This is a genomic window from Ancylobacter koreensis, from assembly GCF_023016525.1.
Lineage (GTDB): Bacteria > Pseudomonadota > Alphaproteobacteria > Rhizobiales > Xanthobacteraceae > Ancylobacter > Ancylobacter koreensis.
This window is the reverse complement of sequence record NZ_JALKCG010000003.1, coordinates 213,156-239,686: the sequence shown is the minus strand read 5'-3', so window position 1 is coordinate 239,686 and position 26,531 is coordinate 213,156. Positions and strand designations below refer to the sequence as shown.

Annotated in this window: 26 protein-coding genes and 1 tRNA gene; 16 read left to right on the top strand and 11 right to left on the bottom strand. The window is 68.5% G+C overall.

Features of this window, described 5'->3' with window-relative positions; genetic code table 11:
* Positions 1 to 21 precede the first annotated feature (21 nt).
* The 3 genes from MWN33_RS11085 to tgt all read left to right on the top strand — a co-directional run bounded on the left by MWN33_RS11085 (position 22) and on the right by tgt (position 2,790).
* The gene (locus MWN33_RS11085) at positions 22 to 483 is read left to right on the top strand and encodes a peptidylprolyl isomerase (RefSeq protein ID WP_247200561.1); all 462 of its coding nucleotides are present in this window, start codon (positions 22 to 24) and stop codon (positions 481 to 483) included.
* A 79-nt stretch (positions 484 to 562) separates the two neighbouring features.
* Positions 563 to 1,651: a tRNA preQ1(34) S-adenosylmethionine ribosyltransferase-isomerase QueA gene (queA, locus tag MWN33_RS11080; protein ID WP_247200560.1), complete on the top strand. Its 1,089-nt coding sequence runs from the start codon at positions 563 to 565 to the stop codon at positions 1,649 to 1,651.
* Entirely contained in the window at positions 1,648 to 2,790 is a 1,143-nt protein-coding gene (gene tgt, locus MWN33_RS11075) for a tRNA guanosine(34) transglycosylase Tgt (RefSeq protein ID WP_247200559.1), read from the top strand. Before queA ends, tgt begins: the two co-directional genes overlap by 4 nt.
* 54 nt (positions 2,791 to 2,844) lie before the next feature.
* On the opposite strand, the gene wrbA is transcribed toward tgt, so the two are convergent.
* Positions 2,845 to 3,444 carry an NAD(P)H:quinone oxidoreductase gene (gene wrbA, locus MWN33_RS11070; protein WP_247200558.1) on the bottom strand — a complete coding sequence of 200 codons (600 nt, stop codon included), beginning with the start codon at positions 3,442 to 3,444 and terminating at the stop codon, positions 2,845 to 2,847.
* Positions 3,445 to 3,862: 418 nt separating this feature from the next.
* On the opposite strand from wrbA, the gene MWN33_RS11065 reads away from it, so the two are divergent.
* Entirely contained in the window at positions 3,863 to 4,267 is a 405-nt protein-coding gene (locus tag MWN33_RS11065) for a VOC family protein (RefSeq protein ID WP_247200557.1), read from the top strand.
* Positions 4,268 to 4,297: 30 nt separating this feature from the next.
* Here the strand turns inward: MWN33_RS11065 and MWN33_RS11060 are convergent.
* A tRNA-Lys gene (locus MWN33_RS11060) sits at positions 4,298 to 4,373 on the bottom strand.
* A 167-nt stretch (positions 4,374 to 4,540) separates the two neighbouring features.
* Between MWN33_RS11060 and MWN33_RS11055 the strand changes: the two genes are divergently transcribed.
* Positions 4,541 to 5,383 carry a methyltransferase domain-containing protein gene (locus tag MWN33_RS11055; protein ID WP_247200556.1) on the top strand — a complete coding sequence of 281 codons (843 nt, stop codon included), beginning with the start codon at positions 4,541 to 4,543 and terminating at the stop codon, positions 5,381 to 5,383.
* Here the strand turns inward: MWN33_RS11055 and MWN33_RS11050 are convergent.
* Positions 5,380 to 6,021: an Mbeg1-like protein gene (locus MWN33_RS11050; RefSeq protein WP_247200555.1), complete on the bottom strand. Its 642-nt coding sequence runs from the start codon at positions 6,019 to 6,021 to the stop codon at positions 5,380 to 5,382. The genes MWN33_RS11055 and MWN33_RS11050 overlap by 4 nt on opposite strands.
* A 110-nt stretch (positions 6,022 to 6,131) precedes the next feature.
* On the opposite strand from MWN33_RS11050, the gene MWN33_RS11045 reads away from it, so the two are divergent.
* Positions 6,132 to 6,422 carry a DUF2218 domain-containing protein gene (locus MWN33_RS11045; RefSeq protein WP_247200554.1) on the top strand — a complete coding sequence of 97 codons (291 nt, stop codon included), beginning with the start codon at positions 6,132 to 6,134 and terminating at the stop codon, positions 6,420 to 6,422.
* Positions 6,423 to 6,425: 3 nt separating this feature from the next.
* Here the strand turns inward: MWN33_RS11045 and MWN33_RS11040 are convergent, their stop codons facing one another.
* Positions 6,426 to 6,662 (bottom strand): sulfurtransferase TusA family protein, encoded by a 237-nt coding sequence (locus tag MWN33_RS11040; RefSeq protein WP_247200553.1) that lies wholly within the window; start codon positions 6,660 to 6,662, stop codon positions 6,426 to 6,428.
* A 141-nt stretch (positions 6,663 to 6,803) separates the two neighbouring features.
* On the opposite strand from MWN33_RS11040, the gene mobB reads away from it, so the two are divergent.
* Positions 6,804 to 7,343 (top strand): molybdopterin-guanine dinucleotide biosynthesis protein B, encoded by a 540-nt coding sequence (mobB, locus tag MWN33_RS11035; protein ID WP_247200552.1) that lies wholly within the window; start codon positions 6,804 to 6,806, stop codon positions 7,341 to 7,343.
* On the opposite strand, the gene mobA is transcribed toward mobB, so the two are convergent.
* The 3 genes from mobA to recG all read right to left on the bottom strand — a co-directional run bounded on the left by mobA (position 7,328) and on the right by recG (position 10,478).
* On the bottom strand, positions 7,328 to 7,948 hold the full coding sequence (gene mobA / locus MWN33_RS11030) for a molybdenum cofactor guanylyltransferase MobA (protein ID WP_247200551.1): 621 nt from the start codon (positions 7,946 to 7,948) through the stop codon (positions 7,328 to 7,330). The two genes, mobB and mobA, sit on opposite strands and share 16 nt — an antisense overlap.
* Positions 7,948 to 8,289 (bottom strand): YbaN family protein, encoded by a 342-nt coding sequence (locus MWN33_RS11025; protein ID WP_247200550.1) that lies wholly within the window; start codon positions 8,287 to 8,289, stop codon positions 7,948 to 7,950. The genes mobA and MWN33_RS11025 overlap by 1 nt, the downstream gene beginning before the upstream one ends.
* 107 nt (positions 8,290 to 8,396) lie before the next feature.
* The gene (gene recG / locus MWN33_RS11020) at positions 8,397 to 10,478 is read right to left on the bottom strand and encodes an ATP-dependent DNA helicase RecG (RefSeq protein WP_247200549.1); all 2,082 of its coding nucleotides are present in this window, start codon (positions 10,476 to 10,478) and stop codon (positions 8,397 to 8,399) included.
* A gap of 361 nt (positions 10,479 to 10,839) precedes the next feature.
* Between recG and MWN33_RS11015 the strand changes: the two genes are divergently transcribed.
* Complete coding sequence (locus MWN33_RS11015) at positions 10,840 to 11,136, top strand: FAD assembly factor SdhE (protein WP_247200548.1); 297 nt, start codon at positions 10,840 to 10,842, stop codon at positions 11,134 to 11,136.
* Between the two features lie 14 nt (positions 11,137 to 11,150).
* A complete protein-coding gene (mfd, locus tag MWN33_RS11010; protein WP_247200547.1) occupies positions 11,151 to 14,663 on the top strand; it encodes a transcription-repair coupling factor in 3,513 nt (1,170 codons plus the stop codon).
* 24 nt (positions 14,664 to 14,687) lie between these two features.
* Here mfd and MWN33_RS11005 read toward each other — a convergent pair whose 3' ends face one another.
* Positions 14,688 to 14,999 carry a hypothetical protein gene (locus tag MWN33_RS11005; RefSeq protein WP_247200546.1) on the bottom strand — a complete coding sequence of 104 codons (312 nt, stop codon included), beginning with the start codon at positions 14,997 to 14,999 and terminating at the stop codon, positions 14,688 to 14,690.
* A 149-nt stretch (positions 15,000 to 15,148) separates the two neighbouring features.
* Positions 15,149 to 16,849: an extracellular solute-binding protein gene (locus tag MWN33_RS11000; RefSeq protein WP_247200545.1), complete on the bottom strand. Its 1,701-nt coding sequence runs from the start codon at positions 16,847 to 16,849 to the stop codon at positions 15,149 to 15,151.
* A 350-nt stretch (positions 16,850 to 17,199) separates the two neighbouring features.
* On the opposite strand from MWN33_RS11000, the gene MWN33_RS10995 reads away from it, so the two are divergent.
* Positions 17,200 to 17,952 (top strand): invasion associated locus B family protein, encoded by a 753-nt coding sequence (locus tag MWN33_RS10995; protein WP_247200544.1) that lies wholly within the window; start codon positions 17,200 to 17,202, stop codon positions 17,950 to 17,952.
* Positions 17,953 to 18,030: 78 nt separating this feature from the next.
* Here MWN33_RS10995 and hspQ read toward each other — a convergent pair whose 3' ends face one another.
* Positions 18,031 to 18,363, bottom strand: coding sequence for a heat shock protein HspQ (gene hspQ, locus MWN33_RS10990; protein WP_247200543.1), 333 nt, complete (start codon positions 18,361 to 18,363; stop codon positions 18,031 to 18,033).
* A 176-nt stretch (positions 18,364 to 18,539) separates the two neighbouring features.
* On the opposite strand from hspQ, the gene MWN33_RS10985 reads away from it, so the two are divergent.
* A complete protein-coding gene (locus tag MWN33_RS10985) occupies positions 18,540 to 19,502 on the top strand; it encodes an AEC family transporter (protein ID WP_247200542.1) in 963 nt (320 codons plus the stop codon).
* Between the two features lie 3 nt (positions 19,503 to 19,505).
* Here MWN33_RS10985 and MWN33_RS10980 read toward each other — a convergent pair whose 3' ends face one another.
* A complete protein-coding gene (locus tag MWN33_RS10980; RefSeq protein WP_247200541.1) occupies positions 19,506 to 20,738 on the bottom strand; it encodes a UbiH/UbiF family hydroxylase in 1,233 nt (410 codons plus the stop codon).
* A 167-nt stretch (positions 20,739 to 20,905) separates the two neighbouring features.
* Here MWN33_RS10980 and MWN33_RS10975 point away from each other — a divergent pair, with 167 nt between their 5' ends.
* The 5 genes from MWN33_RS10975 to MWN33_RS10955 all read left to right on the top strand — a co-directional run bounded on the left by MWN33_RS10975 (position 20,906) and on the right by MWN33_RS10955 (position 26,438).
* On the top strand, positions 20,906 to 21,640 hold the full coding sequence (locus MWN33_RS10975; protein WP_247200540.1) for a CDP-alcohol phosphatidyltransferase family protein: 735 nt from the start codon (positions 20,906 to 20,908) through the stop codon (positions 21,638 to 21,640).
* A gap of 22 nt (positions 21,641 to 21,662) precedes the next feature.
* The gene (locus tag MWN33_RS10970) at positions 21,663 to 22,640 is read left to right on the top strand and encodes a quinone oxidoreductase family protein (RefSeq protein ID WP_247200539.1); all 978 of its coding nucleotides are present in this window, start codon (positions 21,663 to 21,665) and stop codon (positions 22,638 to 22,640) included.
* A 217-nt stretch (positions 22,641 to 22,857) separates the two neighbouring features.
* Positions 22,858 to 24,456 carry an ABC transporter ATP-binding protein gene (locus tag MWN33_RS10965; RefSeq protein ID WP_247200538.1) on the top strand — a complete coding sequence of 533 codons (1,599 nt, stop codon included), beginning with the start codon at positions 22,858 to 22,860 and terminating at the stop codon, positions 24,454 to 24,456.
* Positions 24,446 to 25,522: an ABC transporter permease gene (locus MWN33_RS10960; RefSeq protein WP_247200537.1), complete on the top strand. Its 1,077-nt coding sequence runs from the start codon at positions 24,446 to 24,448 to the stop codon at positions 25,520 to 25,522. The genes MWN33_RS10965 and MWN33_RS10960 overlap by 11 nt, the downstream gene beginning before the upstream one ends.
* Complete coding sequence (locus MWN33_RS10955; protein WP_247200536.1) at positions 25,515 to 26,438, top strand: ABC transporter permease; 924 nt, start codon at positions 25,515 to 25,517, stop codon at positions 26,436 to 26,438. Before MWN33_RS10960 ends, MWN33_RS10955 begins: the two co-directional genes overlap by 8 nt.
* Positions 26,439 to 26,531 lie beyond the last annotated feature (93 nt).

Genomic DNA, 26,531 nt, shown 5'->3' with positions numbered 1-26,531 from the left:
GAGTTTTTGAAGGAGACCACCATGTCCGACACCGTCAACTTCCTGCTGCTCGAGACGACCCAGGGCCCGGTCAAGATCCGCTTCCGCCCGGATCTGGCGCCGAACCATGTCGCCCGCATCGCCGAGCTGGCGACGGAAGGCTTCTACAACAACGTACCGTTCCACCGCGTGATCGAGGGCTTCATGGCCCAGACCGGCGATGGCCAGTTCGGCAACGGCACCGGCGGCTCCGGCAAGAAGCTGAAGGCCGAGTTCAACAAGGGCCGGCACGTGCGCGGCACCGCCTCCATGGCGCGCGCCCAGCACCCGGACTCGGGCGACAGCCAGTTCTTCATCTGCTTCGGCGACGCCTCCTTCCTCGACGGCCAGTACACCGTGTGGGGCGAGGTCGTGGAAGGCATGGAGAACGTCGACAAGATCAAGCGCGGCGAGCCGGTGTCGAACCCCGACAAGATCGTCAAGGCGAGCGTCTCCGCCGCCTGATCGACCCTACCGTCGATGACGCGTCATCCCGGATGTGCAATCGCGCATCCGGGATCGCTATTTCCGGGCCGGCGTTTCCATGCGTGTTGACCTTTTCGATTTCGAGCTGCCGCCCCAGCGCATCGCGCTTCGGCCGGTTTCTCCGCGCGATGCCGCCCGCATGCTCGTCGTGCGCCCCGGCACCGCGCAGGAGCTGACCGACGCCCATGTGCGCAACCTGCCGGATATTCTCGCGCCCGGCGACGCCCTGGTGGTGAACGACACCCGCGTCGTGCCCGCCCGGCTCGACGGCATGCGCCGGCGCGCCACCTCGCAGGGCGAGGGCGTGCGGGTGGAGGCGATGCTGCACAAGCGCGTCGGCCCCGACCTGTGGCTTGCCTTCGCCCGTCCCGGCAAGCGCCTCGCGCTCGGCGACACGGTGGAATTCGCCGGTACCGACCCGGCGGCCGGCAACCTTACTGCCACTGTCGAGGGCAAGGGCGAGGGCGGCGAGGTCACGCTGCGCTTCGACGCCTCGGGCGCCGGGCTCGACGCCGCCATCGCTGCCATCGGTCATGTGCCGCTGCCGCCCTACATCGCCGCCAAGCGGGCGGAGGATGCGCAGGACCGCGCGGACTACCAGACCATGTTCGCCGCCCATGAGGGCTCGGTCGCCGCGCCGACCGCCGGGCTGCATTTCACGCCGGCGCTCATCGCGCGCCTCGCCGCGCGCGGCATCGAGACCCATCGCGTCACGCTGCATGTCGGGGCGGGCACTTTCCTGCCGGTGAAAGCGGACGATACGCGCGATCACCGCATGCATTCGGAATGGGGCGAGGTCTCCGCCGAGACCGCCGCTGCACTGAGCGCGGTGAGGGCGCGGGGCGGACGGGTCGTCACCATCGGCACCACGGCAACGCGCCTGATCGAGAGCGCGGCGAGCGAGGACGGACGGCTGGAGGCCTGGCGCGGCGACACGGACATCTTCATCACGCCGGGCACCCGCTTCCGCTTCATCGACGGCATGCTCACCAATTTCCACCTGCCGCGTTCGACGCTGGTGATGCTGGTAGCGGCCTTCATCGGCCACGAGCCGCAGAAGCGCGCCTATGCGCACGCGATCGCGAACGGCTACCGCTTCTATTCCTATGGCGACGCCTGCCTTTTGCTGCCAAAAGCCGCCGCATGAACGACACCGCTGAATTCCGCTACCGCCTGAAAGCCACCGACGGGGCTGCGCGCCTCGGCGAAGTCGTCACGCCGCGCGGCAACATCCGAACACCGGCCTTCATGCCGGTCGGCACCGCCGGCACGGTGAAGGGCATGTATCCGGACCAGGTCCGTGAGCTCGGCGCCGACATCATTCTCGGCAACACCTATCACCTGATGCTGCGCCCAGGCGCGGAGCGGGTAGCCAAACTCGGCGGGTTGCACGAATTCGCGCGTTGGCCGCACCCGATCCTCACCGATTCCGGTGGCTTTCAGGTCATGTCGCTGGCCGCGCTGCGCAAGATGAGCGAGAAGGGCGTCACCTTCCGCTCGCACATCGACGGGTCCTATTACGAGCTGACCCCGGAGCGCTCGGTGGAAATCCAGGGCCTGCTCGGCTCGGACATCCAGATGCAGCTCGACGAGTGCGTGCGCCTGCCCGCCTCAAAGGAGGAGATCGCCCGCGCCCTGCGCCTGTCGCTGCGCTGGGCCGAGCGTTCCAAGAAGGCGTTCGAGCTCCAGCCGAAAGGCCGCGCGCTGTTCGGCATCGTTCAGGGCGGCGACGACCCGGAGCTTCGCGAGGAATCAGCACGCGGCCTCGTCGATATCGGCTTTCCCGGCTATTCCATCGGCGGGCTGGCGGTCGGCGAGCCGCAGGCGGTGATGCTGTCGATGCTGGAGACGGTGAATCCGATCCTGCCTCAGGACAAGCCGCGCTACCTGATGGGCGTCGGCACGCCGGACGACATCATCGAAAGCGTGGCACGTGGCGTCGACATGTTCGACTGCGTGATGCCGACGCGGGCGGGTCGGCACGCCACGGCGTTCACCCGCTTCGGCAAGATCAACCTGAAGAACGCCCGCCACGCCGAAGACCCGCGCCCGCTGGACGAGGAGAGCGACTGCCCGGCCGCGCGTGACTATTCGCGCGCCTACCTCCACCACCTCGTGCGCTGCGACGAGATGCTGGGCTCGATGCTGCTGACCTGGGTGAATCTCGCCTATTACCAGAGCCTGACCGCCGGCATCCGCGCCGCCATCGCGGAGGGGCGCTTCGAGGACCACAAGGCGCAGGTGAAGGAAGGCTGGGCGCGCGGGGATATTTCGGCGCGGTCGTGAGAGAGCGCATCCCGGACGGATGAAGCCCGTCCGGGATGCGTCAGAAGGTGGCCGTCAGCCGTGGAGCTTGCCGGCGATGGTCGCCACGTGCTTGCCTTGGAAACGGGCGCCGTCCAGTTCGACCTTGGAAGGCTGGCGCGAGCCGTCGCCGTCGGTGATGGTCGAGGCGCCGTAGGGCGAGCCGCCCTTGATCTCGTCGACGCCCGTCTGGCCCTGAAAGGCATAGGGCAGGCCGACGACGACCATGCCGTGATGCAGCAGGGTGGGGATGAAGCCGAGAATGGTCGATTCCTGCCCGCCGTGCTGGGTGGCCGACGAGGTGAACACCGAGCCGACCTTGCCGACGAGCGCGCCGGTGAACCACAGGCCGCCGGTCTGGTCGATGAAGCTGCGCATCTGCGAGGCGACCGTGCCGAAGCGGGTGCCGGCGCCGAAGATGATCGCGTCATAGTCTTTCAGATCGTCGACGGTGGCGACGGGAGCGGCCTGGTCGAGCTTGAAGTGATTGGCGCGGGCGACCTCCTCCGGCACCGTCTCGGGAACGCGCTTGACGTCGACGGCCGCGCCGGCTTCGCGGGCACCTTCTGCGACGGCATTGGCGAGGGCTTCGATGTGGCCGTAGGCGGAATGGTAGAGAACGAGGACTTTGGCCATGGGGGCAACTCCTGCAAGATATGCGGGGCAAGGTTTTCGCGAGGTCCGCTGGGCCCGCCCGCCGGATGGGTTGCACGCAAGCTAGTCGCCGTTCCCACGCATCGGAAGCGGTATGATCGACAGGGCGTTCTTGCAGGTTTGCAATAATTCGCCGCCAGAGTGCTAAGGCGCGGCGGCGGAAGAAGCGACCGAAAAGACCCCGGCGCCGGCAATTCGCGATTCGCTTCGCAGCCGACGCCGGGGTTAAGGAAGGATCGCCTCAGGCTGGAATTCCTTTGGCGCTGCAATCATGGCATCGCGGCTATCGACGGGCTGCACCCAAACGGGTTACGACTTTCGTTGTGGATGCATGGGACGGGCGCTCAGTTCGGCCCGGACGATCCCCGGACAGGCAAAGGCCCAGAGACAGAGTCCCGCCATGTTGAAAGTCAACGCGTTCGATCACCTCGTCCTCAATGTCCGCGATGTCGAAGTGGCGGCAGAATGGTACGCGCGCGTGCTGGGCATGACGCGCGTGGACAACGTGCAGAAGCAGGGTGGCCCGATCCGCACGAGCATGATGTTCGGCCGCAACAAGATCAATCTGCGGCCGATTTCCATGTCGCCCGACGTCTGGTTCACCGGCTTGTCCCCCCAGCCGGGCAGCGACGACCTCTGCTTCCTCACCGATATCGGACCAGAGGAGGTCGCCGACCATTTCCGCCAATGCGGGCTGGAGATCGAGCTCGGCCCGGTGGTCAAGCCGGGTGCACAGGGCGACATACTGTCCGTCTACGTGCGCGACCCCGACGGCAACCTCATCGAGGTCGCCTCCTACAAGTGACCGCCGCGTCGGGGAAACGGATCGGACAGGTGGTGAGCCCGTTGGGATTCGAACCCAAGACCCCATGATTAAAAGTCACGTGCTCTACCGGCTGAGCTACGGGCTCCCACGGGGACGGGGCTTAAGGGTTTCGCGCGCCGATGGCAAGCCGCCGGAGGGCTCCTCCCGCCTGCGAAGCGGGAAGGGTTTTATGCTTCCGGTGACGGCGGAAAACCGGCTAATCCTTCGTTCGCCGGCCATCCATCGACCCTCGCAGCGAGAGCGGAGCTCCCCATGCACGACACGGCCTATGAGCACGGCCGGCTGTTCTTTGACCTCTATTGGCGGCCGGAGTTCCGACAGGTCGTCGAACTCGGCAGCCAGAACGTCAACGGCACGCTGCGCGACCACTGCCCGCCGGGGGCGAATTATCTCGGCCTCGACATGGCGCCGGGCGCGGGCGTCGATCTCGTCGTCGATCCGGCCCGGCCGCTTCCGCTGGCCGATGCCAGTGCCGACGTGATCGTCACAAGCTCCGCCTTCGAGCACGATGCCTGCTTCTGGCAAACCTTCGTGGAGCTGGCGCGGATTCTGAAGCCCGGCGGCTTTCTCTACGTGAACGCGCCAAGCAACCATCACTTCCATCGCTATCCCGTGGACTGCTGGCGCTTCTATCCCGATGCCGGCCACGCGCTCGCCCTGTGGAGCCGCCGTAGCGGGATTTCCGTCGAGGTGGTGGAGAGCTTCATCGGTAAGCCGGGGCCGACGGGGTGGGCGGACTTCGTGGCGGTGTTCCGCCGGGCCTCCACCGAGCCGCTGCGCCGGAAGGATCGGATGGCTCGTCTCGTGCCGGCGCTCAACGTCTATGACATCGAGGCGCCGGACGCGCTGGAAGCGCGTTCGAGCGCCACTTGGGACGGCCGCCGCGCCGCCGAGCTGGAATCGCGGCTGGCCCGTGCCGAGGAAGAACTGGCGGCGGTGCGTGCCGCGCGGGCCGACGCCGAGACTCGGCTGGAGGCGACCGGGCAGGAACTCGCCTTCGCCACCGCGCGGCTCGCCAGAATCGAGAATGCGGGCTTCACGAGGCGACTGAAGGCACTGCTGCCGGGTCGGGATGCGGCGGGCCGCCGGCGTTAATGGCCGGTCATGCCCTCCAGCGTGGTGATGACGAACTGGTGGAAGCGCTCGCGCGTATCGATGCTGGTGTGGTCGATGCCCGGCTCGCCCGAGAGGTCGAAATTCTCAAGCTGGCCCGTATAGCCCGGCCCGGCCGAGACCGGCTTGCCGAAGCCGTCATTGGCCCAGAAGTTGATCAGGATGGCGACATTCTCCGGCACGAGGCCGGGGTCGGTGGCGTCGAAGGTCACGGCGAGGTCGACCGGGATGTTCTGCGGCGCCACGGCGCTCGCCACCGCGATGGTGGCATTGGCACCCAGCGAATGGCCGATCACCACCACCGGCCCGTCATGCCCGTCCGCGAAGCGCCGGACGATCTGGTCGATTACCGTTTGCGCCTCGTCCCAGCCATGCACCTCGGCGGTGTAGCCGAGTTGCACCAGCTCGGCGGCAAGCGCGTCGATTCCCTGCGAGAACACCCCGAACAGGCCGCGAAGCAGGTACACATGTGTGTCGGCGCGCGAGGGCAGCGGCTTGCCGGGCTTGGCCGTGATTGGCGGGGCGGCCCATGGCGGACGCGGCGAGGTCTGCGCCTGCGCCGCGCCCGCGAGGCACAACGCGCCCAGCAGGGCGGCAAGCAGAAGGCGCGGCAGCCTCATGGGCTCCTCCATTGGGATACGCGTCTCCCATCGAGGCGCGACTCCATAAGGCCGGGCGCCGCATGATTCGTCCATCGCCCGGTCGGGGCATCGGAAAAGAGGAAAGACTCATGGCGAGCACGCAGGCCCATGTCCCCACCCAACACGCCAGCCGCTATCTGCAGCAGCTCTGCAAGCATTGGGCGCACAAGCTGGACGTGAGCTTCGACCCCGCGCATGGCGAGGTGAAGCTGCCCGAGGGCGCGCTGGCCACCATGGACGCAGAGGCGGAAGCGCTCATTGTGCGCATAGAGGCCGGGGACGCGGAGACGCTGGAGCGGATGAAGGGCGTAGTGGCCCGCCATCTCGACCGCTTCGCCTTTCGCGAAGCGCCGCTGGCCTTCGACTGGCAAGATGCCTGACCTTCAAGCCCGGCGGATGCGGAAGCCGAGCACGCCGCCTTGCGACGTCTGTTCCTCAAGGACGTTGCCCGTCTGGCCGACCAGATGGGGAATGTCGATCACCGCCATCGGGTCGGTGCACTCGACGAGGATCACCGTGCCCGGCGCGGCGCGCTCCAGCGCCCGGCGCGTGTGCAGCGCGGGCAGGGGACATTTCAGCCCCTTGAGGTCCAGCCGCAGCGGCCCGTTCGCCTGATCCATCACAAAACTCCCGCGCCGGAGTAGGCCGCGCCTGCATGGCCGGCAAGCGGAAAGCGCAATCGGCCCATGGCGGCGGCCCGCTTGACGCAGCGGCGCGGACGCCCGAACTCTGGCGCAACGAAGAAACGGGGAGACGCGCCTATGCGACTGATCGGCTTTGCCGGCTGGAGCGGATCGGGCAAGACCACGTTGCTGGCGCGGCTCATCCCGGTGCTGGTGGCCCGTGGGCATCGTGTCTCGACGATCAAGCACGCCCATCACGAATTCGACGTCGACAAGCCGGGCAAGGATTCGCACACCCATCGCATGGTCGGCGCCAGCGAGGTGCTGGTGGCCTCCGCCAATCGCTGGGCGCTGATGCACGAATTGCGCGGCGCGCCGGAGCCGAATCTGCCGGAGCTGGTGGCGCATCTGGCGCCGGTCGATCTCGTTCTGGTCGAGGGCTACAAGCGCGACCACCATCCCAAGCTCGAAATCCACCGAGCCGAGGTCGGCAAGCCGCTTCTCTACCCCGACGATCCCCATATCGTCGGCGTCGCCAGCGATGGCGGCCTGCACGACTGCCCGCTGCCGGTGATCGATCTCGACGACATCGAGGCGGTGGCCGATTTCGTCGACCAGCACGCCGCGCCCGTCGACGGCATGGGCTGGCGGGCGGATGCCGGTCAGAGCGCGGGATAGGCCGCCGCCAGCCGCTCGGCCGCTGCGAGGTCTTCCGGCGTGTTGACGTTGAAGAACGGATCGAAGGGCTCGGCCGGCCATTCGACGGGCACGGCGCCGGCGCGCGCCAGCCAGCGCCCGACGCGGCGCTCGCCTTCGTCGACCAGCAGGGCCCGCAGATCGTGGCGTGCCGCGACACGCCAGATGCCGGCGACGGGATGCGCGCGCGCGCCGGACGTCGCATAGGCCGCGCCTGCGTCTGTCGCGGCATCGGCCAGCCGGGCGGCAAGGTCGGCGGGGAGGAAGGGGCAGTCGGCTGGCACGGTGAGCAGGAAGGGCTCGCCCGGCATCTCCCGCGCCGCATGATCGAGCCCTGCGAGAATGCCGGCGAGCGGGCCGGGCGTGTCGGGCATCTCGTCCGGCACCACGGGTAGATTGAGGCCGAAGCGTTCCGCCGGCCCGTTGGCGTTCAGAAGCAGCGTCCTGACCTGTGGGCGCAGGCGGCGCACGACGCGGGCGAGGATGCTCTCGCCGGCCAGCGGGCGCAGTGCCTTGTCTCCTCCGCCCATGCGCCGCGACAGGCCGCCGGCGAGGATAAGCCCGACAGGCTTGTCAGCCGCGTCCATCACGTCACCGGCCTCGTGAAGAGATAGACGCTGACCGCCACGAAGATCGCGCCGATGATCGCCAGCACCGCCACCGGCAGCCCGACGAAGACCAGCAGCACGAAGCTGCCCCCCATGCTGCCGGACGCCACATAAGGCACCCAGCGTGGCACCGTGCCATTGGCCCTCCAGGCGACAACGGAGGGGCCGAGGCGCGGATGCGTGAGCAGCCAGTTCTCGAAACGGGGAGAGGAGCGGGCGAACAGCCACGCGGCGAGAATGAGGAACACGGTCCCGGGCATGACCGGGGTAACGATGCCGATAATACCGAGCACGACGCAGACCCAGCCGAGCGCAAACATCGCCCACCGGCCGGGTGCCGTAAGGGAATATAGACGCGGCCGCCGCTCGTTCATCGGGCTTCCCATCGTCAGCTGTGCAAGTTCTTCAACGCGGAACATGACAGTATTCAGCCCGCCTTGAGGAGCTTCACCGCCACGTCGCGCTCGAAAATATGTAGGAGCAGACGCAGCGCCGCGCCATGTGCGCCGAGAAGATCGGAATCGTTCCTAACTATTGCTGTCGCCTCGGCGCGTGCGCGGGTGAGAAGATCGCCGTGAACGTCGAGCCGCGCGAGCTTGAAGCCGGGGAAGCCGCTCTGCCGCGTGCCGAGCACGTCGCCCTCGCCGCGCAGGCGCAGATCTTCCTCCGCGAGGAAGAAGCCGTCCTCCGAGGCGCGCAACGCCTCGATCCGCTGGCGGGCGATCTCGCCCAGCGGACGGCGGTAGAGCAGCAGGCAGGTCGAGGCGGCATCGCCGCGCCCGACGCGCCCGCGCAGCTGGTGCAACTGCGACAGCCCGAAGCGCTCGGCATGCTCGATGACGATGATGCTGGCTTCCGGCACGTCGACGCCGACCTCGACCACGGTGGTGGCGACGAGGAGCTGCGTCTCGCCCGCCGCGAAGGCGGCCATGGCGGCGTCCTTCTCGGCGCCCTTCATCTTGCCGTGCACGAGGCCGACCCTGTCGCCGAACCAGTGGCGCAGGTCCTCGAAGCGGGCCTGTGCGGCCTGAAGGTCGGAATTCTCCGATTCCTCGACCAGCGGGCAGATCCAGTAGGCGCGCCGCCCCTCCGCCAGCGCCCGGCCGAGGCTGGCGACCACCTCGTCGACACGATCGGAGGGCACGGCGCGCGTGTCGATCGGCTTGCGGCCGGCCGGCTTCTCGCGCAGCTCACTCGACTCCATATCGCCGAAATAGGTCAGCACGAGCGTGCGCGGGATCGGCGTCGCGGTCATCACCAGCACATCGACCGCCTCGCCCTTTGAGGCCAGCGCGAGGCGCTGGTGCACGCCGAAGCGGTGCTGCTCGTCGACCACGGCGAGGGCGAGATCGTGAAAGACGACGCCCTCCTGGAAAAGCGCATGGGTGCCGATGACCAGATCCACCACGCCGGCGGCAAGGCCCGCGAGGATGTCGGCACGGGCGCGGCCCTTCTCGCGGCCGGTGAGCAGCGCGACGCGCAGCCCCGCCGCCTGCGCCAGCGGCTCGATGGTCTTGAGATGCTGGCGTGCGAGGATTTCGGTCGGCGCCATCAGCGCGGCCTGCCGGCCGGCCTCGACGACGGTCGCCGCCGCCAGCAGCGCCACCACTGTCTTGCCGGAGCCGACATCGCCCTGCAGCAGCCGCAACATGCGGTCCTTGGAGGCGAGATCGGCGCGGATCGCCTCCAGCGCCTGCGTCTGCGAGCCAGTGAGGGAAAAGGGCAGGGCGCGCACGATGCGCTCCGAGAGGGCACCGGTGCCGAGGCTCGGCCGGCCCGCCTCCTTCACCGTCTGCGCCCGCAGCAGCGCGAGGGCGAGCTGACCGGCGAGCAGTTCGTCATAGGCAAGGCGCTTCCAGGCCGGGCCGAGCGGGCTGGCGTCCAGAGTCTCGCGCGGCTGATGAACAAGGCGCAGCGCGGCGTGGAATCCGATGCCGGGCGGCGCGGCCTGCCATTCCGGCAGTTCTGGCGTCTCATTCAGCGCCGCCTCGACGGCGCGGCGCACATGGCCCTGTCCGAGGCCTTCCACCAGCGGATAGACCGGCTCGATGGGCGGCAGCTTCGCGAGTCCCGCCGCGTCCACCACGCGGTCGGGATGGGTCATCTGATGCATGCCGTCATAGAGCGTGACGGTGCCGGAGACCCAGCGCGTCTCGCCGACGGGGAGCAGGCGTTCCATCCAGCTCCGGTCCGCCTTGAAGAAGGCGAGCACGATGTCGCCGGTCTCGTCATGCGCGTAGACGCGGTAAGGTGCCCGCGAGCCGCGCGGGGTCGGCACGTGGCGGTCGACGACGAGCTCCAGCGTCACCACCGTGTCGGGCACGACCTCCGCGAGGGTGGGACGCGCCCGCCGGTCGATGGTCGAGGCGGGCAGGTGCATGAGCAGATCGAGCAGGCGGGGCTCGCCTTCGCGGCCGAGCAGCCGTCCGAACGGCTTTGCCAGCTTCGGGCCGATGCCCGACAGGCCGGTGATCGCCGCGAAGTATGGATTGAGGATATCGGGCCGCATGATGGGCGGAAGGTGGACGAAGGCGCGGCGCGGCGCAATGCGGCGGGCGGCGGCAGCGGGGGAGGGAGCCGGTCGGGCATCGATCGGACGGGGGAATTCGGCCGGGAAGTCTTTGCTGGGTCCCGGATCGGCGCTCCGCCTCCGGCGTCGCTTGTCCGGGACACGTCGCCTCTGTTTCCCGGACAAGCTGCACAGAGTGCAGCGCCGATCCAGGACCCAGCGTAATCTACTCGGCAAAGACGTTTCCCCGCCACGTCCCCGCCCAATGCCTACCTGACAGCGGGCGCCGGGCGCGCTAGATACACCGCCTTCGATGGCCACCGCCTTCCATGGCCTTAAGCCGCCGGGGCACAGGAACCACATGACCGGAACCACCCGTTCGAGCGCCGGACTCGACGCCCGCCGCCGCCGCATCCTCTACCGCGCCTGGCATCGCGGCACCCGCGAAATGGACCTGCTGATGGGCCGTTTCGCCGATGCCCATATCGCCGATCTGAGCGAGGAGGACGTCGCCGATTTCGAGCTGCTGATCGAGGTCGAGGACCCCGACCTGTTCGGCTGGATCAATTCCGGCACGCCGGCGCCGGCGTTCGACACGCCCATCTTCCACCGCTTCCGGCAGTTCCACCTGTCGGGCGAGGGCGTTCCCGAGATATGAAAATCGCCCGAGATATGAAGACCGCATTTTCGAGCCTCACCACCCGACTTGCGCCCGGCCGTCCGCTCACCCTCGCCAACGTGCCCTCCGGCATGGAGGGCCTCGTGGTCGCCGACCTCGCCCGCGCCTTCGCTGCGCAGGAAGACGCGCCCTGGCCCACGCTGATCGTGATCTGCCGCGACACCGAGCGCATGGCGGAGCTGGAGCGCGCGCTCGCCTTCTTCGCGCCCGGCGTCGAGGTGCTGCCCTTCCCGGCGTGGGACTGCCTGCCCTATGACCGCGCCTCGCCGAACGCCACCATCATCGCGCGGCGCATGACGACGCTGGCCCGCCTCGCCCGCGTGAAGGGACGCGAGGCGGGCTCCATCGTGCTCACCACGGTGAATGCGGCGCTCCAGCGGGTGGCGAAGCGCGGGCTCGTCGCCTCGCAGTCCTTCTCGGCCGCGCCCGGCAATGCGCTCTCGCTCGACGAAGTCGTAGGTTGGGCGGAGATCAACGGCTTCCAGCGCACCTCCACGGTGCGCGACACCGGCGAATACGCGGTGCGCGGCGGCATCGTCGATCTTTACCCGCCGGGGCTGCCGGCGCCGGTGCGGCTCGACTTCTTCGGCGACACGCTGGAATCGATCCGCGCCTTCGATCCCGAGACACAGCGCACCGCCATGCAGATGCGCTCGCTCGATCTGGTGCCGATGAGCGAATTACAGCTCACCACGGAATCGATGCGCCGCTTCCGCATGGCCTATGTCGCCGCCTTCGGTGCCGCCCAGCGCGGCGACCTGCTCTATGAGGCGGTGAGCGAGGGGCGGCGCTATCCGGGCATGGAGCACTGGCTGCCGCTGTTCCATGACGGGCTCGACACGCTGTTCGACTACGCGCCCGACGCGCCCATCGTCATGGAGGCGCAGGGCAACGAGGCGGCGACCTCGCGACTGGACCAGATCGCCGACTATTACGACGCCCGCAAGCACGGCATGGAGCATGGCGGCGGCGCGCCCTACAAGCCGCTGCCGCCCGAGGCGCTGTATCTGACCGCTGGCGAATGGGAAGCCAATGAAAAGGCCGCGCGCATCATCGCCGTGACCGGCTTCGCGCTACCCGAATCGAAGGATGTGCTCGATCTCGGCGGGCGCCCCGCGCGCTCCTTCGCGCCCGAGCGGGCGGACCCGGAGGCGCCGCTTTTCGACGTGGCGGCGGAGTATCTGCGCGACCTCGCCAAAACCAAGCGCACCATACTCGCAGCGTGGTCGGACGGTTCCCGCGACCGCCTGTCGACGGTGCTCGCCGACCACGGGCTCAAGGGCACGCAGACGGTCGGCTCGCGCGACGCGGCGGAAGCGCTGCCCAAGGGCACCATCGCCCTTGCCGTATTGGGCATCGAGACCGGCTTCGAGACGGATTCGCTCGTCGTCATCGGCGAGCAGGACATTCTCGGCGACCGCCTCGTGCGGCCCAAGCGCAAGGCGCGCCGTCCGCAGGACGTGATCGCCGAGCTGACTTCGCTGACCGCGGGCGATCTCGTGGTGCATGTCGACCACGGCATCGGCCGCTTCATCGGGCTGAAGACCATCGAGGCGATGGGCGCGCCGCACGACTGCCTCGAAATCCACTATGCGGAAGGCTCCAAGCTGTTCCTGCCGGTGGAGAACCTCGAACTGCTGTCGCGCTACGGCTCGGAGGACACCGAGGCGCAGCTCGACCGGCTGGGCGGCGGCGGCTGGCAGGCGCGCAAGGCGCGCATGAAGAGCCGCATCCGTGAGATGGCGGCCGAACTGATCAAGATCGCCGCGCAGCGCCAGCTCCACGAGGCGCCGCGCCTCGTCCCGGCGGCCGGCATCTATGACGAGTTCCGCGCGCGTTTCCCCTATGAAGAGACCGAGGATCAGGAAGCGGCCATCGAATCGGTGTTCGACGATCTCGGCTCCGGTCATCCGATGGACCGGCTGGTGTGCGGCGATGTCGGCTTCGGCAAGACCGAGGTGGCCCTGCGCGCCGCCTTCGCCGTCGCCCTGAGCGGCAAGCAGGTCGCCGTCGTAGTCCCCACCACGCTGCTGGCGCGCCAGCACTTCAAGACCTTCACCGAACGTTTCAAGGGACTGCCCGTCGTGGTGCGGCAGGCTTCGCGCCTCGTTACCGGCAAGGAGCTGTCGGAGACCAAGAAGGGCCTGGCAGATGGCACGGTCGACATTGTGGTCGGCACCCATGCGCTGCTCGGCAAGGCGATCTCCTTCAAGGATCTCGGCCTGGTCATCATCGACGAGGAGCAGCATTTCGGCGTCGGCCACAAGGAGCGCATGAAGCAGCTGCGCGCCGAGGTGCATGTGCTGACGCTCACCGCCACGCCCATCCCGCGCACGCTCCAGCTCGCCATGACCGGGGTGCGCGAGCTCTCCATCATCGCCTCGCCGCCCGTCGACCGCCTTGCCGTGCGCAGCTTCGTGACGCCCTTCGACCCGCTGATCGTGCGCGAGGCGCTGCTGCGCGAGCGCTATCGCGGCGGTCAGAGCTTCTATGTGGTGCCGCGTATCGAGGATCTCGCCGAGGTGAAGGACTTCCTCGACAAGAACGTGCCAGAGGTGAAGGTGGCGGTGGCGCACGGCCAGATGGCAGCGACGCAGCTCGAAGACATCATGTCGGCCTTCTATGACGGGCAGTTCGACGTGCTGCTGTCGACCACCATCGTCGAATCCGGCCTCGACATCCCCACCGCCAACACGCTGATCGTGCACCGCGCCGACATGTTCGGTCTCGCCCAGCTCTACCAGCTGCGCGGGCGCGTCGGCCGCTCGAAGACCCGTGCCTACGCGATCTTCACCCTGCCGGCGCAGAAGACGGTGACAGCGCAGGCCGAGCGCCGCCTCAAGGTGCTGCAGTCGCTGGACACGCTGGGAGCCGGCTTCCAGCTCGCCAGCCACGACCTCGATATCCGCGGCGCCGGCAACCTACTCGGCGACGAACAGTCCGGCCATATCAAGGAGGTCGGCTACGAGCTCTACCAGGAGATGCTGGAGGAGGCGATCGCCAACCTCAAGGCCGGCATCACCGCGCCCGTCGCGGACAAATGGTCGCCGACGATCTCCATCGGCACGCCGGTGCTGATTCCCGAGGACTATGTGGCGGACCTTCATGTGCGGCTCACCCTCTACCGCCGCCTCGCGGACCTCGAAACCGACGCGGAGATCGAGGCCATCGGCGCCGAGCTGGTCGACCGCTTCGGTTCGCTGCCCGAGGAGGTCGAGCAGTTGCTCCGTCTGGTGTCGATCAAGGCGCTGTGCCGGCGGGCCAATGTCGAGAAGGTGGATGCCGGCCCGCGCGGCATGGTGCTCACCTTCCGCGACGGACGCTTCCCCAACCCGGCCGGCTTCATCGCCTATGTCGGCAAGCCGCATGTGGTGGCGAAGATGCGTCCGGACGGCAAGGTGGTGTTCTCGGAAGACTGGCCGGACGCGACGGCGCGGCTCAAGGGCAGCGCCGGCATCCTCAAGGAACTGGCGAAGATCGCCGAGCAGGGCGCGAAGGCGGCCTGAGGGACGGCAGAAAAGGCTGCTCTCTCACTCCAGCGGGGTGCCGTAGGCGCCGTCATTGTCCGGCATGACGTCGGCGTCGACGTCCGAGCCGGGACCGCTGAAGTCCATGTAGTTGCCGCCGGCCTGGTTCACATAGTCCATGCTGTGGTCGGAGCCCGGCTTGTCCGGCAGCGGGCCGTAGTCGAGATAGTTCGGGTTGTTGACCGGCGGGATGCTGATCTCCAGCCCGCCGCCGCTGATCTTCTGGCTGGGCCGGACGGTGATCGGCTGCTGCGCTGCGGCGGGGATCACGCCCGCGAGCAGGATTGCGGCGAGGGCGACGGCGACGTTACGCATGGTCCAGCTCCAGCACATCCACTTGCGACGCCCACCGGCTGTAGCCGGTCTGCGTCCTCCTCTAAGGACCGTTTTCCGACGGTTCTGTCCAGAGCTTCGTGCGGATGGCGGCGCGGAATTCGGCCGCATAGAAGGCCTGGCCGGCCTCCTCAGCCCGGCCCCTGCCACCAGCTTTCGGCGAGCGTGCCCTGAAGCGCGAGCGTCTGCGGCCGCTCCACCTTCCGCCAGCGCGCCACCCATTGGCCGGGCGTGTAGAACAGCGGCAGCGAGAAGCGCGCCGAGATCAGCACGCGGTCGAGCGCGCGCACGGCGGAGACGAAATCTCCCCGCTCGCGGGCGGCCAGCAGCGCCTCGATCATCGCGTCCGCCGCCGGGCTCTTCAGCCCCATGAAGTTGCGGGTGCCCGGCGTGTCGGCGGCGGCCGAACCGAAATAGAAGGCCTGCTCGTTGCCGGGCGAGAGCGACTGGTCCCAGATATAGGGCACCATGTCGTAGTCGTAGGTCTGCTTGCGCGCCTCGAACTGCACATTGTCGACGAGGCGGATGTTCAGCGTCACACCGGCGCGGCGCAGCATGTTCTGGTAGGCGAGGGCAAGGCGCTCCTGGTCCTTGGTGCCGACGATCAGTTCCGGCGCGAAACGCTCGCCACCCGCCTTTGAGACGAGCGCGCCGCCCTTGAGTTGCCAGCCGGCCTCGCCGAACAGGTCGAGCGCCCGGCGCAGCCGCTCGCGGTCGCGTCCCGACCCGTCCGCGACGGGCACACGCCATGTGCCGTCCATCACTTGCGGCAGCACCGCGTCGGGGAATCCGGAAAGCAGGGCGCGCTCGCGTGCATCGGCCGGGCGGCCGAGGCTGGAGAGCTCGGAATCGTCGTAGAAGCTGCCATTGCGGCGGTAGAGACCGAAATAGAGATTCTCGTTCGCCCACTCGAAATCGAACAACTCGACCATCGCCTGCCGCACCCGCACATCCGCGAAGAGCGGGCGGCGCATGTTGAAGATCAGCGCCGAATAGGGCTTGGGCGTGCCGGTGGCGATCTGTTCGGTCACGATGCGCCCGTCGCGCACGGCCGGGATGTCGTAGCCGGTCTTCCAGCGGCCGGGATCGGTCTCGAAGCGTATGTCCGAGAGCCCGCGCTTGAACGCCTCGAACTGCGAATTCACGTCGCGGTAGAAGTCGTAGCGCAGGCTGTCGAAATTGTAGTTGCCGCGATTGACCGGCAGCGCCGCGCCCCAGTAGTCGGCGCGCCGGTTCAGGATGACGCTTTCGCCCGGCTTCACCTCGGCGACCGCATAGGGTCCGCTGCCGAGCGGCGCGGTGAAGCTGGTCTGCTCGAAAGTCTCCGGGTTCACCGCATGCTTCGCCAGAACCGGCATGAGCGCGAGGATCAGCGGCAGTTCACGGTCCACCACGCCGAAGGTGAATCGGATCGACAGCGGCCCTGTGACCTCCGCCTTGGCGACCTTGCCGTAATAGGAGCGGTGGTTCGGCCGGCCCCGGCTGCGCAGCAGTTCGAAGGAGAACAGCACGTCCTCGGCGGTCACCGGCACGCCGTCGGCGAAGCGGGCGCGGGGGTCGAGATTGAACGCGACATAGGAGCGCGCATCGTCGGTTTCCACCGTCTGCGCCAGCAGGCCGTAGCAGGTGAAGGCCTCGTCGGGACTGCGCGCCATCAGGCTTTCGACGAGGTTCCAGCGGATGAAGGGCGGCGCTGTGCCGCGCACGATGAAGGGATTGAGGCTGTCGAAGCCGCCGACCGCCGCCTGCGTCAGCCTTCCGCCCTTCGGCGCGTCCGGATTCACGCTGCGGTAATGGGCGAACCCGGCCGGATACTGCGGCGCTCCATGCATGGCGATGCCGTGCGCCGGGGCGCCCGGAGACGCTGCGGTGGGCTCCGCACCGCCGGAACCGGATTGAGCCCGGGCCGGACGCAGCGGCAGGTATCCGATTGCCATTGAGCCCGCAGCAATTAAGACATTGCGCCCGAGGCCACGCCGGGTGATATCGGTCACGCTTTCGGCTCCCATCGTCGAAGATTCGGCTGGTACTCGCGGCAGAGTTCTAGCATGAACAGGACACCGAAATTCCGTGGGGTCACTGTCTCGCCTCATTTGAACGGGAGACAGCCCCTCGATCTCCGATGGCGCCGAGGCGTCTGCTGCCTTCGCTCACGTTGCGGTTCGCACGACAGGAACTCGATATGACCAAACGCTTCACTCTCGCGCGCAGCCTCGCCGGTGCGGCCCTCGCGCTCGCCCTTTCCGGCGGCGCCGTGCTTGCGCAGTCGCAGCCGGCCAAGCCGGCCGCCAAGCCTGCGGCCAATGCCCAGCAGCAGCCGCAGCAGGCTCCGGCCGGCGCGCAGCAGTCCCAGCAGATTCCGGCGATCCCGATTCCGTGGGTGAAGCAGTGCCGGCAGGACCCGACCATCAACAAGGAAATCTGTGAGATGGAGCAGTCCATCATCACCGATACCGGGCAGTTCCTCGTGCGCTTCGGCGTGTTCGAGGTGAAGGACGACCCCAAGAAGGCCTTCACCGTCGCCTTCCCGACCGGCCTGCTGCTGCGCAACGGCTTCCGCGTCGCGCTCGCCAACGAGCAGCCGATCCTCGGCACCTTCGTGATGTGCGACGAGCGCGTCTGCCGCGGCGACCTGCAGGTCGACCAGGCCTTCATCGACCGGATGAAGAAGGCCCCCGGCCTCACGCTGCAGGTGGCCAACGCGGTCGGCCGCATCGTCAGCTACCCGATCGGCCTCGGCGACTTCGCCAAGGTCTATGACGGCGCCCCGACCGATCCCAAGGTGTTCGACGAGCAGATCAAGAAGATCCAGGACCAGGTCAAGGCCCGCCAGGAGCAGCTCAAGAGCGAGGCGGCGGCGCGCGAGCAGCAGACCAAGGCGGGTCTGGAGAAGCTCGGCGCCGAGAAGCTGAAGAACGCCCAGCCCGCCCAGTGAGCGCGGCCTGAGCCCGATACGCGAACGCCCGGCGAGAGCCGGGCGTTTTCGTTTGTACCGGAGGGAAAGGCGTCAGGATTATTGCAGCCGCTCGCTGCGCACCCGCCAGCCGCCGTCGCCGTCGGCGGAGAGCATCTCCTCGACCTGCGGATGGCGTACCGGCTCGCCCGAATTGTCCGGTTCGAGATTCTGCTCGGAGACGTAGGCGACGTATTCCGTCTCCGCGTTCTCGGCCAGCAGGTGGTAGAAGGGCTGGTCCTTGGTCGGCCGGATATTCTCCGGGATCGATTCCCACCATTCGTCCGTGTTGGAGAACTCAGGATCGACGTCGAAGACCACGCCGCGGAACGGGTAATAGCGGTGGCGGACGATCTGCCCGATGCGATATTTCGCGTTCCGCTCTTTCATCATGAATCCGCACGCCTGCCTGAAGGGCGACCCGTAACGGCCCGCGCCGCGCCGTGTCAACTTGCCCGATTCAACTTTTCCGATGCAATGTACGTGCCTCGGCCCGCGTGCCGGGAAGCCCCGAGGCACCGCCTTAAAGCCCGATTGACCGGCGTGCGGCGAGCCGATAGTTCGCTGATATGTCCGAGGTTCTCGCGCTCGCTCTCCCCTTCTTCGGTGTGATCTTCCTCGGGCTGGCCTGCGGCCGGCTCGCGCGCATCCCGGAAAGCGGTCTCGCCTGGCTGAGCTTCTTCATCATCTACGTCGCGCTGCCGCCGCTGTTCTTCTCGCTGGTGGCGCGCACCCCGTTCCACGAGCTGACCAACGGCACCTTCATCGCCGCGACGACCGCGACCACCGCGCTGTGCTTCACGCTGTCGCTGCTGGTCGGGCTGTGGCTGCGCCGGGGCAACCTGCCTGAAGCCTCCATCGCCGCCATCGTCGGCTCCTATTCGAACGTTGGCTATATGGGCCCCGGCCTCACCCTCGGTGCGCTGGGAGCGGGCGCCTCGGTGCCGACTGCGCTGATCTTCGTCTTCGACAGCCTGTTCTTCTTCACCATCGTGCCCGTCCTGATGGCGGTGTCCGGCCGCGACAACCACCGCTTCAGCCAGACGCTGCTGCTGGTGGTACGCCGCGTGATGACGCACCCGTTCAACGTCGCCACGTTCCTCGGCGTGGCGGCGGCCTATTTCGAGTTCCACCCACCGGTGGCGGTCGAGAAGACGCTGGAATTCCTGCGCAATGCCGCCGCGCCGTGCGCCCTCTTCACGCTCGGCGTCTCGGTGGCGCTGCGGCCGATGGGGCGCATGCAGGGCGAGGTGCCGTGGCTGCTGCTTATCAAGCTGGTGATCCACCCGGCGCTGGTCTGGCTCGTGCTGACGACGGTCGGCGGCTTCGATCCCGTCTGGATCGCCACAGCCGTGCTCATGGCGAGCCTGCCGCCGGCGCTGAACGCCTTCATCATGGCCAAGCAGTACGACACCTACGTCGCCGGCGCCTCGGGAGGCGTGCTGATCGGCACGGTGGTCTCGGTCGCCACCGTCACCGCCATGCTCTACGCCGTGCAGCACGACATGCTGCCGCACGGCCTGCTACACTGACCGCTACAGTGGCGTACCGGCGAGCAGGCGCGGCACGTCGCGCGTGGGGCCGACACCCTCTCGCATCACGGTACGGCGCAGGCCGGGAAATTGGCCGAGCATCCAGATGCCGAAGCCGCGCAAGCCCGCCACTGGCAGCAGGTCGGAGAGCAGAGAGCGGTTGAACAGGTCGACTGCGAAGCCCCGGCTCGCCACATCCGCGCGGCGGCGGCGCTCATAGGCGTCGGTCACGCCCGCCCCGCCAATGTCGGCGCCGGCCCGCGCGGCGTCGCTCGCCAGCTCCGCCAGCGTCGCCGCATCGCGTATGCCGAGATTGAGCCCCTGCGCGCCGATCGGCGGGATGATGTGCGCCGCCTCGCCGATGAGCGCGATGCGTCCGCGCGCGAAATGCTCGGCGGTGCGCTGGCTGAGCGGGAAGCTGCCGCGCGGCGAGACGAGGCTCATGCGGCCGAGGATGGAATGTGCCTTGCGCTCCATGGCGCGCGCGAAGGCTTCCGGGGCAAGCGTACCGAGTTGCTCGGCCTCGGCAGGCGAGACGACGCAGACGACGCTGGAGCGATCGCCCGGCAGCGGCACGAGCGTGAAGGGGCCGGTGCGGGTGTGGAACTCGGTCGAGACATCGCCATGCGGCCGGCTGTGCGCCAGCGTCGCGGTGACGGCGACCTGCGGGTATTCGCGCACGCGCATGCCGATGCCGGCCGCGTGCCGGCTCGGCGAGTTGCGCCCATCGGCGGCAGCGACCAGCGACGTCTCCAGGGAGGTGCCGTGGTCGAGCTCGATCCGTGCCACCTGAGGTCCGTCCACGACCTGCCGGACGGTTGCATTCCGGCGCTCGATTCCCGGCGCTTCGGCAATGGCGTCGTCCAGAGCGGCGAGCAGGACCTCGTTCTCCAGATTCCACGCGAAGCCCTCCAGCCCCAACTCGCCGGAGCGGAACTCGACCTCGGGCGCGCGCAGCAGCCTGCCGGTGTCGTCGATCAGTCGCATGACCCGCAGCGGCGCGGCATGGGCGCGCAGCCGCTCCCACAGGCCGAGCGCGTCGAGCGCCCGCACCGACCCGTCCATCAGCGCCGTGGTGCGGGGATCGGGCGCACGCGGCGGGGCGATCAGCGTGACCGGGAGCCCGCCGGAGGCAAGGGCGAGCGCGGCGAACAGGCCGCTGGCACCGCCTCCGATGACGGCGACACCGGACGCGGCCCGTTCGGGCGAGGGGTGCGGGGGGAGGTTCGAGGGCATCCGGGCCTCCATACGGCATCGGCGGGACTGTCGGCCCGCCCGCGAGTGTGGGATAAGCAGGACAGCCTGATCTGACAATGCAGATCAATGCGGGCAAATGCTATATGCGTAACGTAGAAGAAGCAGGCGGCGACCGGCCCGGTCCGGCAGTCGGGGGAGGAGACCCGGTGGCGATCACATCCAAGTCGCTCAGCGAGCGTCCGGCCAGCCGGCGCACGCTCGCTTTCGCCGTCCACGTATTCACGGCGTCCGGTGCCGTCTGCGGCCTGATGGCGCTGATGGCGGCGGTCGAAGGCCACTGGGCCATCATGTTCGCCTGGCTTGGCGCCGCGCTGTTCGTCGACGGCATCGACGGCAGCATGGCGCGCCGCGCGCGGGTGGGCGAGGTGCTGCCGCGCTGGTCGGGCGAGCAGCTCGATCTCGTCGTCGACTACCTCACCTATTGCCTCGTGCCCGCCTTCGCGGTCGCCTCCAGCGGCATGATGCCGTTCTGGATGGCCGTGCCCGCCAGTGTCGCCATTCTTGTGACGAGCGCGCTCTATTTCGCCGACACCTCGATGAAGACCGAGGACCTGTATTTCCAGGGTTTTCCGGCGGTGTGGAACATCGTGGTGTTCTACTTCTTCCTGCTGCCGCTCAATCCGTGGGTGATTTTCGCCGTGGTGGTGCTGCTGTCGGTGGGCACCTTCCTGCCGATCAAGTTCGTGCACCCGTTCCGGGTGGTTCGGCTGCGTTTTCTCACGATTGCGCTGTTGGCGGTGTGGGCGGTGTTGGCGATCGTGGCGGTGCTGGACGACATGAAGCCGGACCTCTGGGTCACGGTCGGCCTGTGTTTGAGCGCGGCCTATTTCAGCGTGTTCGGCCTCTTCCCGTCGCGGCGGGCCGGCGGCGCGCAGGACTGAGAACAGCCAGGAGAGTTGCATCATGGCCTCGGCGATTCGTATCCACGAGATCGGCGGTCCGGAAGTTCTGCGCTACGAGGAGATCGAGGTAGGCGCGCCCGGCCCCGGCGAGGTGCGGCTGCGCCACACGGCGATCGGCCTGAACTTCCTCGACACCTATTTCCGCACCGGCCTCTACCCGGCGCCGCAGGGGCTGCCGCTGATTCCCGGCAACGAGGCGGCGGGCGTCGTCGTCGCGGTCGGAGAAGGGGTGAGCGAGTTCAAGCCGGGCGACCGCGTGGCCTATGGCTCCTCGCTCGGCGCCTATGCCACCGAGCGGCTGATTCCGGCGGGGCAGCTCCTGAAGCTGCCCGACAGCATCCGCGACGAGGCGGCCGCGGCGATGATGCTCAAGGGCATGACGGCCCGCTACCTGCTGCGCCAGACCTACAAGGTGAAGGCTGGCGACACGATCCTCGTGCATGCCGCCGCCGGCGGCGTCGGGCTGATCCTGTGCCAGTGGGCCTCGCATCTGGGCGCCACCGTCATCGGCACCGCCGGCTCGCCCGAGAAGACCGAGCTCGCCCGCGCCAACGGCGCCGCCTACGTCATCAACTACAATGACGAGAATTTCGTCGAGCGTGTGCGCGACATCACCGACGGGGCTCTGTGCGATGTGGTCTATGACGGCGTGGGGCAGGCGACCTATCCCGCCTCGCTCGACGCCATCAAGCCGCGCGGCCTGTTCGTGAGCTTCGGCAACGCCTCCGGCGCGATCCAGAACTTCAGCCTGCTGGCCCTCTCGCAGCGCGGCTCGCTCTACGCCACGCGCCCGACGCTCTACACGCATGTGGCAACGCGCGAGGCCCTGATGGAAAACGCCGCCGACCTGTTCGACGTGGTGGGTTCGGGCGTCGTGCGCATTCCGGTCAACCAGCGCTACCGGCTGGCCGATGCCGCCGAGGCGCATCGCGACCTCGAAGGGCGCCGCACCACCGGCTCCACCGTGCTGCTGCCCTGAACGGTGGACCTTTCGGATTCTGGCGCAATTCGCGTCAGAATCCGGACCGGACGGACCAGACTTTAGGCTTGCTCCACTCAACCGGCATGCCATGCTGACGGTATTCCCACCGTCGCTTTCGAAGTGTGAATGACCCGCGAAACGCCGCCTGGATCCTGCCACACGCGTCACCCACTTGCCTGCGCCGACGCTGTTCGGCGCCCGCGCGGGTAGGCTCATGACGGTGGGCGTGGACGCGGCGACAGACCTTCCGGCATCGATTCTCGAGGCCGTCGGCCTCACCAAGCGGTTCGGCGCGCTGGTCGCCAACGACCATGTGAGCCTCGCCATCCGGGCCGGCGAAACGCACGCGCTGCTTGGCGAGAACGGTGCGGGAAAATCCACCCTCGTCAAGATGATGTGCGGGTTACTTCAACCCGATTCGGGCGAGCTGCTCTATGACGGGGCACCCGCCTTCTTCCCCGATCCGGCCAGTTCGCGCGCCCGCGGCGTCGGCGTGGTGTTCCAGCATTTCGCCCTGTTCGACGCGCTGACCGTGGTGGAGAACGTCGCGCTCGGCCTGCCCGGCCACGAGCCGCTGCCGGCGCTCGCCGCACGCATCGAGGAGTGCGTGCACCGCTACGGTCTCGCGGTCGAGCCCTGGCGGCGGGTGGGCGAACTCTCGGTCGGCGAGCGCCAGCGCGTCGAGATCGTGCGCTGCCTGCTGGGCGATCCGCGTGTGCTGATCCTGGACGAGCCGACCTCCGTCCTGACGCCGGACGAATCGGAGAACCTGTTCCGCACCGTCGACCTTTTGACCGGCGAGGGGCGGGCGGTGCTGTTCATCAGCCACAAGCTCGACGAGGTGCGCCGGCTCTGCCACCGCGCCACCGTGCTGCGCGGCGGCAAGTTCATCGCCGAGGTTGACCCCAAGCAGGAATCCTCCGCCGGCCTCGCCCGGCTGATGGTCGGCGCCGACGTGCCGCGTACGCCGCGCCTCGTCACCCACGAGATCGGCGAGCCGCGCCTGCTGGTGCGCAAGCTCGACGTGGCGGGCGACGGCAGCCGGGGCTCGGCGCTGCACGAGATCGACCTCGAAATCCGTGCCGGCGAGATCGTCGGCATCGCGGGCGTCGCCGGCAACGGCCAGACGACACTGTTCGAGGTGCTGTCCGGCGAGAAGCTCGCCGAGGACCCCGAAAGCATCGTCATCGACAAGGTGCCGGCCGGCGCCCTCGGCCCGACCGAGCGCCGCGCGCTGCGTGCCGGCTTCGTACCGGAAGAGCGGCTCGGCCACGCCGCCGCGCCCGACCTGCCCCTTTCCGACAACGTGCTGCTGACCACCCATGGCGATGCCGGCATCGTCAGCTATGGCGTGATCCGGCGCGGCGCGGTGAAGGATTATTTCCAGCGCATCGTTAAGGGTTTCGACGTGCGCTTCGGCGGCCGCGACCCGAAGGCGCGGCGCCTCTCGGGCGGCAACCTGCAGAAATTCGTCATCGGCCGCGAGGTGCTGCGCAAGCCCGTGCTGCTGGTCGTCGACCAGCCGACCTGGGGCGTGGACGCCGCTGCGGCAGCCTTCATCCGCACCACGCTGCGCGAGAAGGCGGCCGAAGGCTGCGCCGTGCTGGTGATCAGCCAGGACCTCGACGAACTCCTGGAATTTGCCGACCGCATCGCCGTCATGAGCGAAGGGCACCTGACGGCGCCGGTGCCGGTGGCCGAGACCTCGCGCGAGGCGATCGGCCTCGCCATGGGCGGCGCGCACGGGGCGCATGACGTGGGTCGTGACGGGGCGGCGCAGACGCCTGCCGGGGAGGGCGCCGATGCCTCTTAAGCTGGAGCGGCAGGAGAACGTCTCCACCCTGCGACTCGCGGCAGCGCCCGTCGTCGCTCTGCTGGTGACGCTGGTGGTCGGTGCCATCATGTTCATCGCGCTGGGTCAGGACCCGGTGCGCGCCTTCACCATCTATTTCATCGAGCCGCTCGGCGATCCCTGGACCCTGCAGGAGCTGGTGGTGAAGGCCTGCCCGCTGCTGCTGATCGGCATCGGCCTCGCCTTCTGCTACCGCGCCAACCGCTGGAACATCGGCGCCGAGGGGCAGTATGTGGCCGGCGCCGTGCTCGGCTCCTGGCTGGCGCTGGCAACGCACGGCACCGACGCCGGCCCCTGGGTGATGCCCGCCATGCTGGTGCTGGGCGCCGTCGGCGGCGCGCTGTGGGGGCTTATCCCCGCCTTCCTGCGCGTGCGCTTCGGCTCCAGCGAAATCCTGACCAGCCTGATGCTGGTCTATGTCGCCCAGCTCGGGCTCGACTATCTCGTGCGCGGGCCTTGGCGCGACCCGGCCGGCTTCAACTTTCCCCAGAGCGTGACCTTCGACGACGTGGCGCTGATGCCGCTGCTGTTCGAGGAAGGGCGGCTGCATGGCGGCATCATCGTCGCGCTGGTGGCCGCGGCCGCGGCGACCTTCGTGCTCGGGCGCACGCTGGTCGGCTTCTCCATCGAGATCGGCGGCTCGGCGCCGCGCGCGGCGGCCTTCGCCGGCTTCGACGAGAGGCGCGTGACCTATGGCGTGTTCGCCGTCTCCGGCGCGCTCGCCGGCCTCGCGGGCATCATCGAGGTGGCCGGCCCCATCGGTCAGATGCAGCCGACCATCTCGCCGGGCTACGGCTTCACCGCCATCATCGCCGCGATGCTCGGCCGTCTGCACCCGGTCGGCATCTTGGTAGCAAGTCTCGTGCTGGCGCTGACCTATATCGGCGGCGAGGCGGCGCAGATCAGCATGCGCATGCCCTTCGACGTCACCCGCGTGTTCCAGGGCACGCTGCTGATTGCCATTCTCGCGGCCGACGTGCTGGTGCGCTACCGCATCCGCCGGGTGGAGGGAACGAGCCATGCTTGATGCCGCGATCATCGGGGCGGTGCTCGCCAGCGTGGTGGCGGCGGCGACGACGCTGCTGCTCGCCTCGCTCGGCGAACTGGTGGCCGAGCGCGCCGGCACGCTCAATCTCGGCGTCGAGGGCATGATGATCGTCGGCGCGGCGGTCGGCTATGCCACGGCCTATTCCTCCGGCAGCCTGCTGCTCGGCACGCTCGCCGCCGTTCTGGCCGGCGTCGTTGTCTCGCTCGTCTTCGCCGGACTGGCGGTGTGGCTCGCCGCCAACCAGGTCGCCTCGGGTCTTGCCACCACGATTCTCGGCCTCGGCGTCGCGGGGCTGATCGGCTCCTCCTTCGTCGGCACCCGCATCGACGCCGCGCCCGCGCTGCACCTGCCGGTGCTCACCGGCCTGCCGATCATCGGCGAGGCGGTGTTCGGGCAGGACGCCTTCGTCTACGCCTCCGTGCTGCTGCTGATCGCCGTCACCTACGGGCTGGCGCGCACCCGCGTCGGCCTCGTGCTGCGGGCGGTCGGCGAGAACCATGCCGCCGCCCACGCGCTCGGCCATCCCGTGCGGAAGATCCGCACGCTGGCGATAATGTTCGGCGGCGCCTGCGCAGGGCTGGCGGGCGCGCATCTCTCCCTCGCCTATACCCCGTTCTGGGCCAGCGACATGACCGCCGGGCGCGGCTGGATCGCGCTGGCCCTTGTGGTGTTCTCCGCCTGGCGCCCGCTCTGGCTGCTGGCCGGCGCCTATCTGTTCGGCGCGGTATCGATCTTGCAGCTCCACGTTCAGGGCTTCGGCCTCGGCATACCCTCGCAGTTCCTCTCGTCGCTGCCTTATCTCGCGACGATCGGGGCACTGGTCGTCATCTCGGCGCTGAAGCACGGGCAGGGCGCGCCCGCCTCGCTGGGCGTGCCCTTCGTGCCCGACCGCTGACGGATCTACCGGCCGCTCGGGCGGCCTCCCGGCGTGCGATGCGGCCACGCGTCGCCGGTGACAATCGAGGCCGCGTCTGTTGGAGCGGAGACG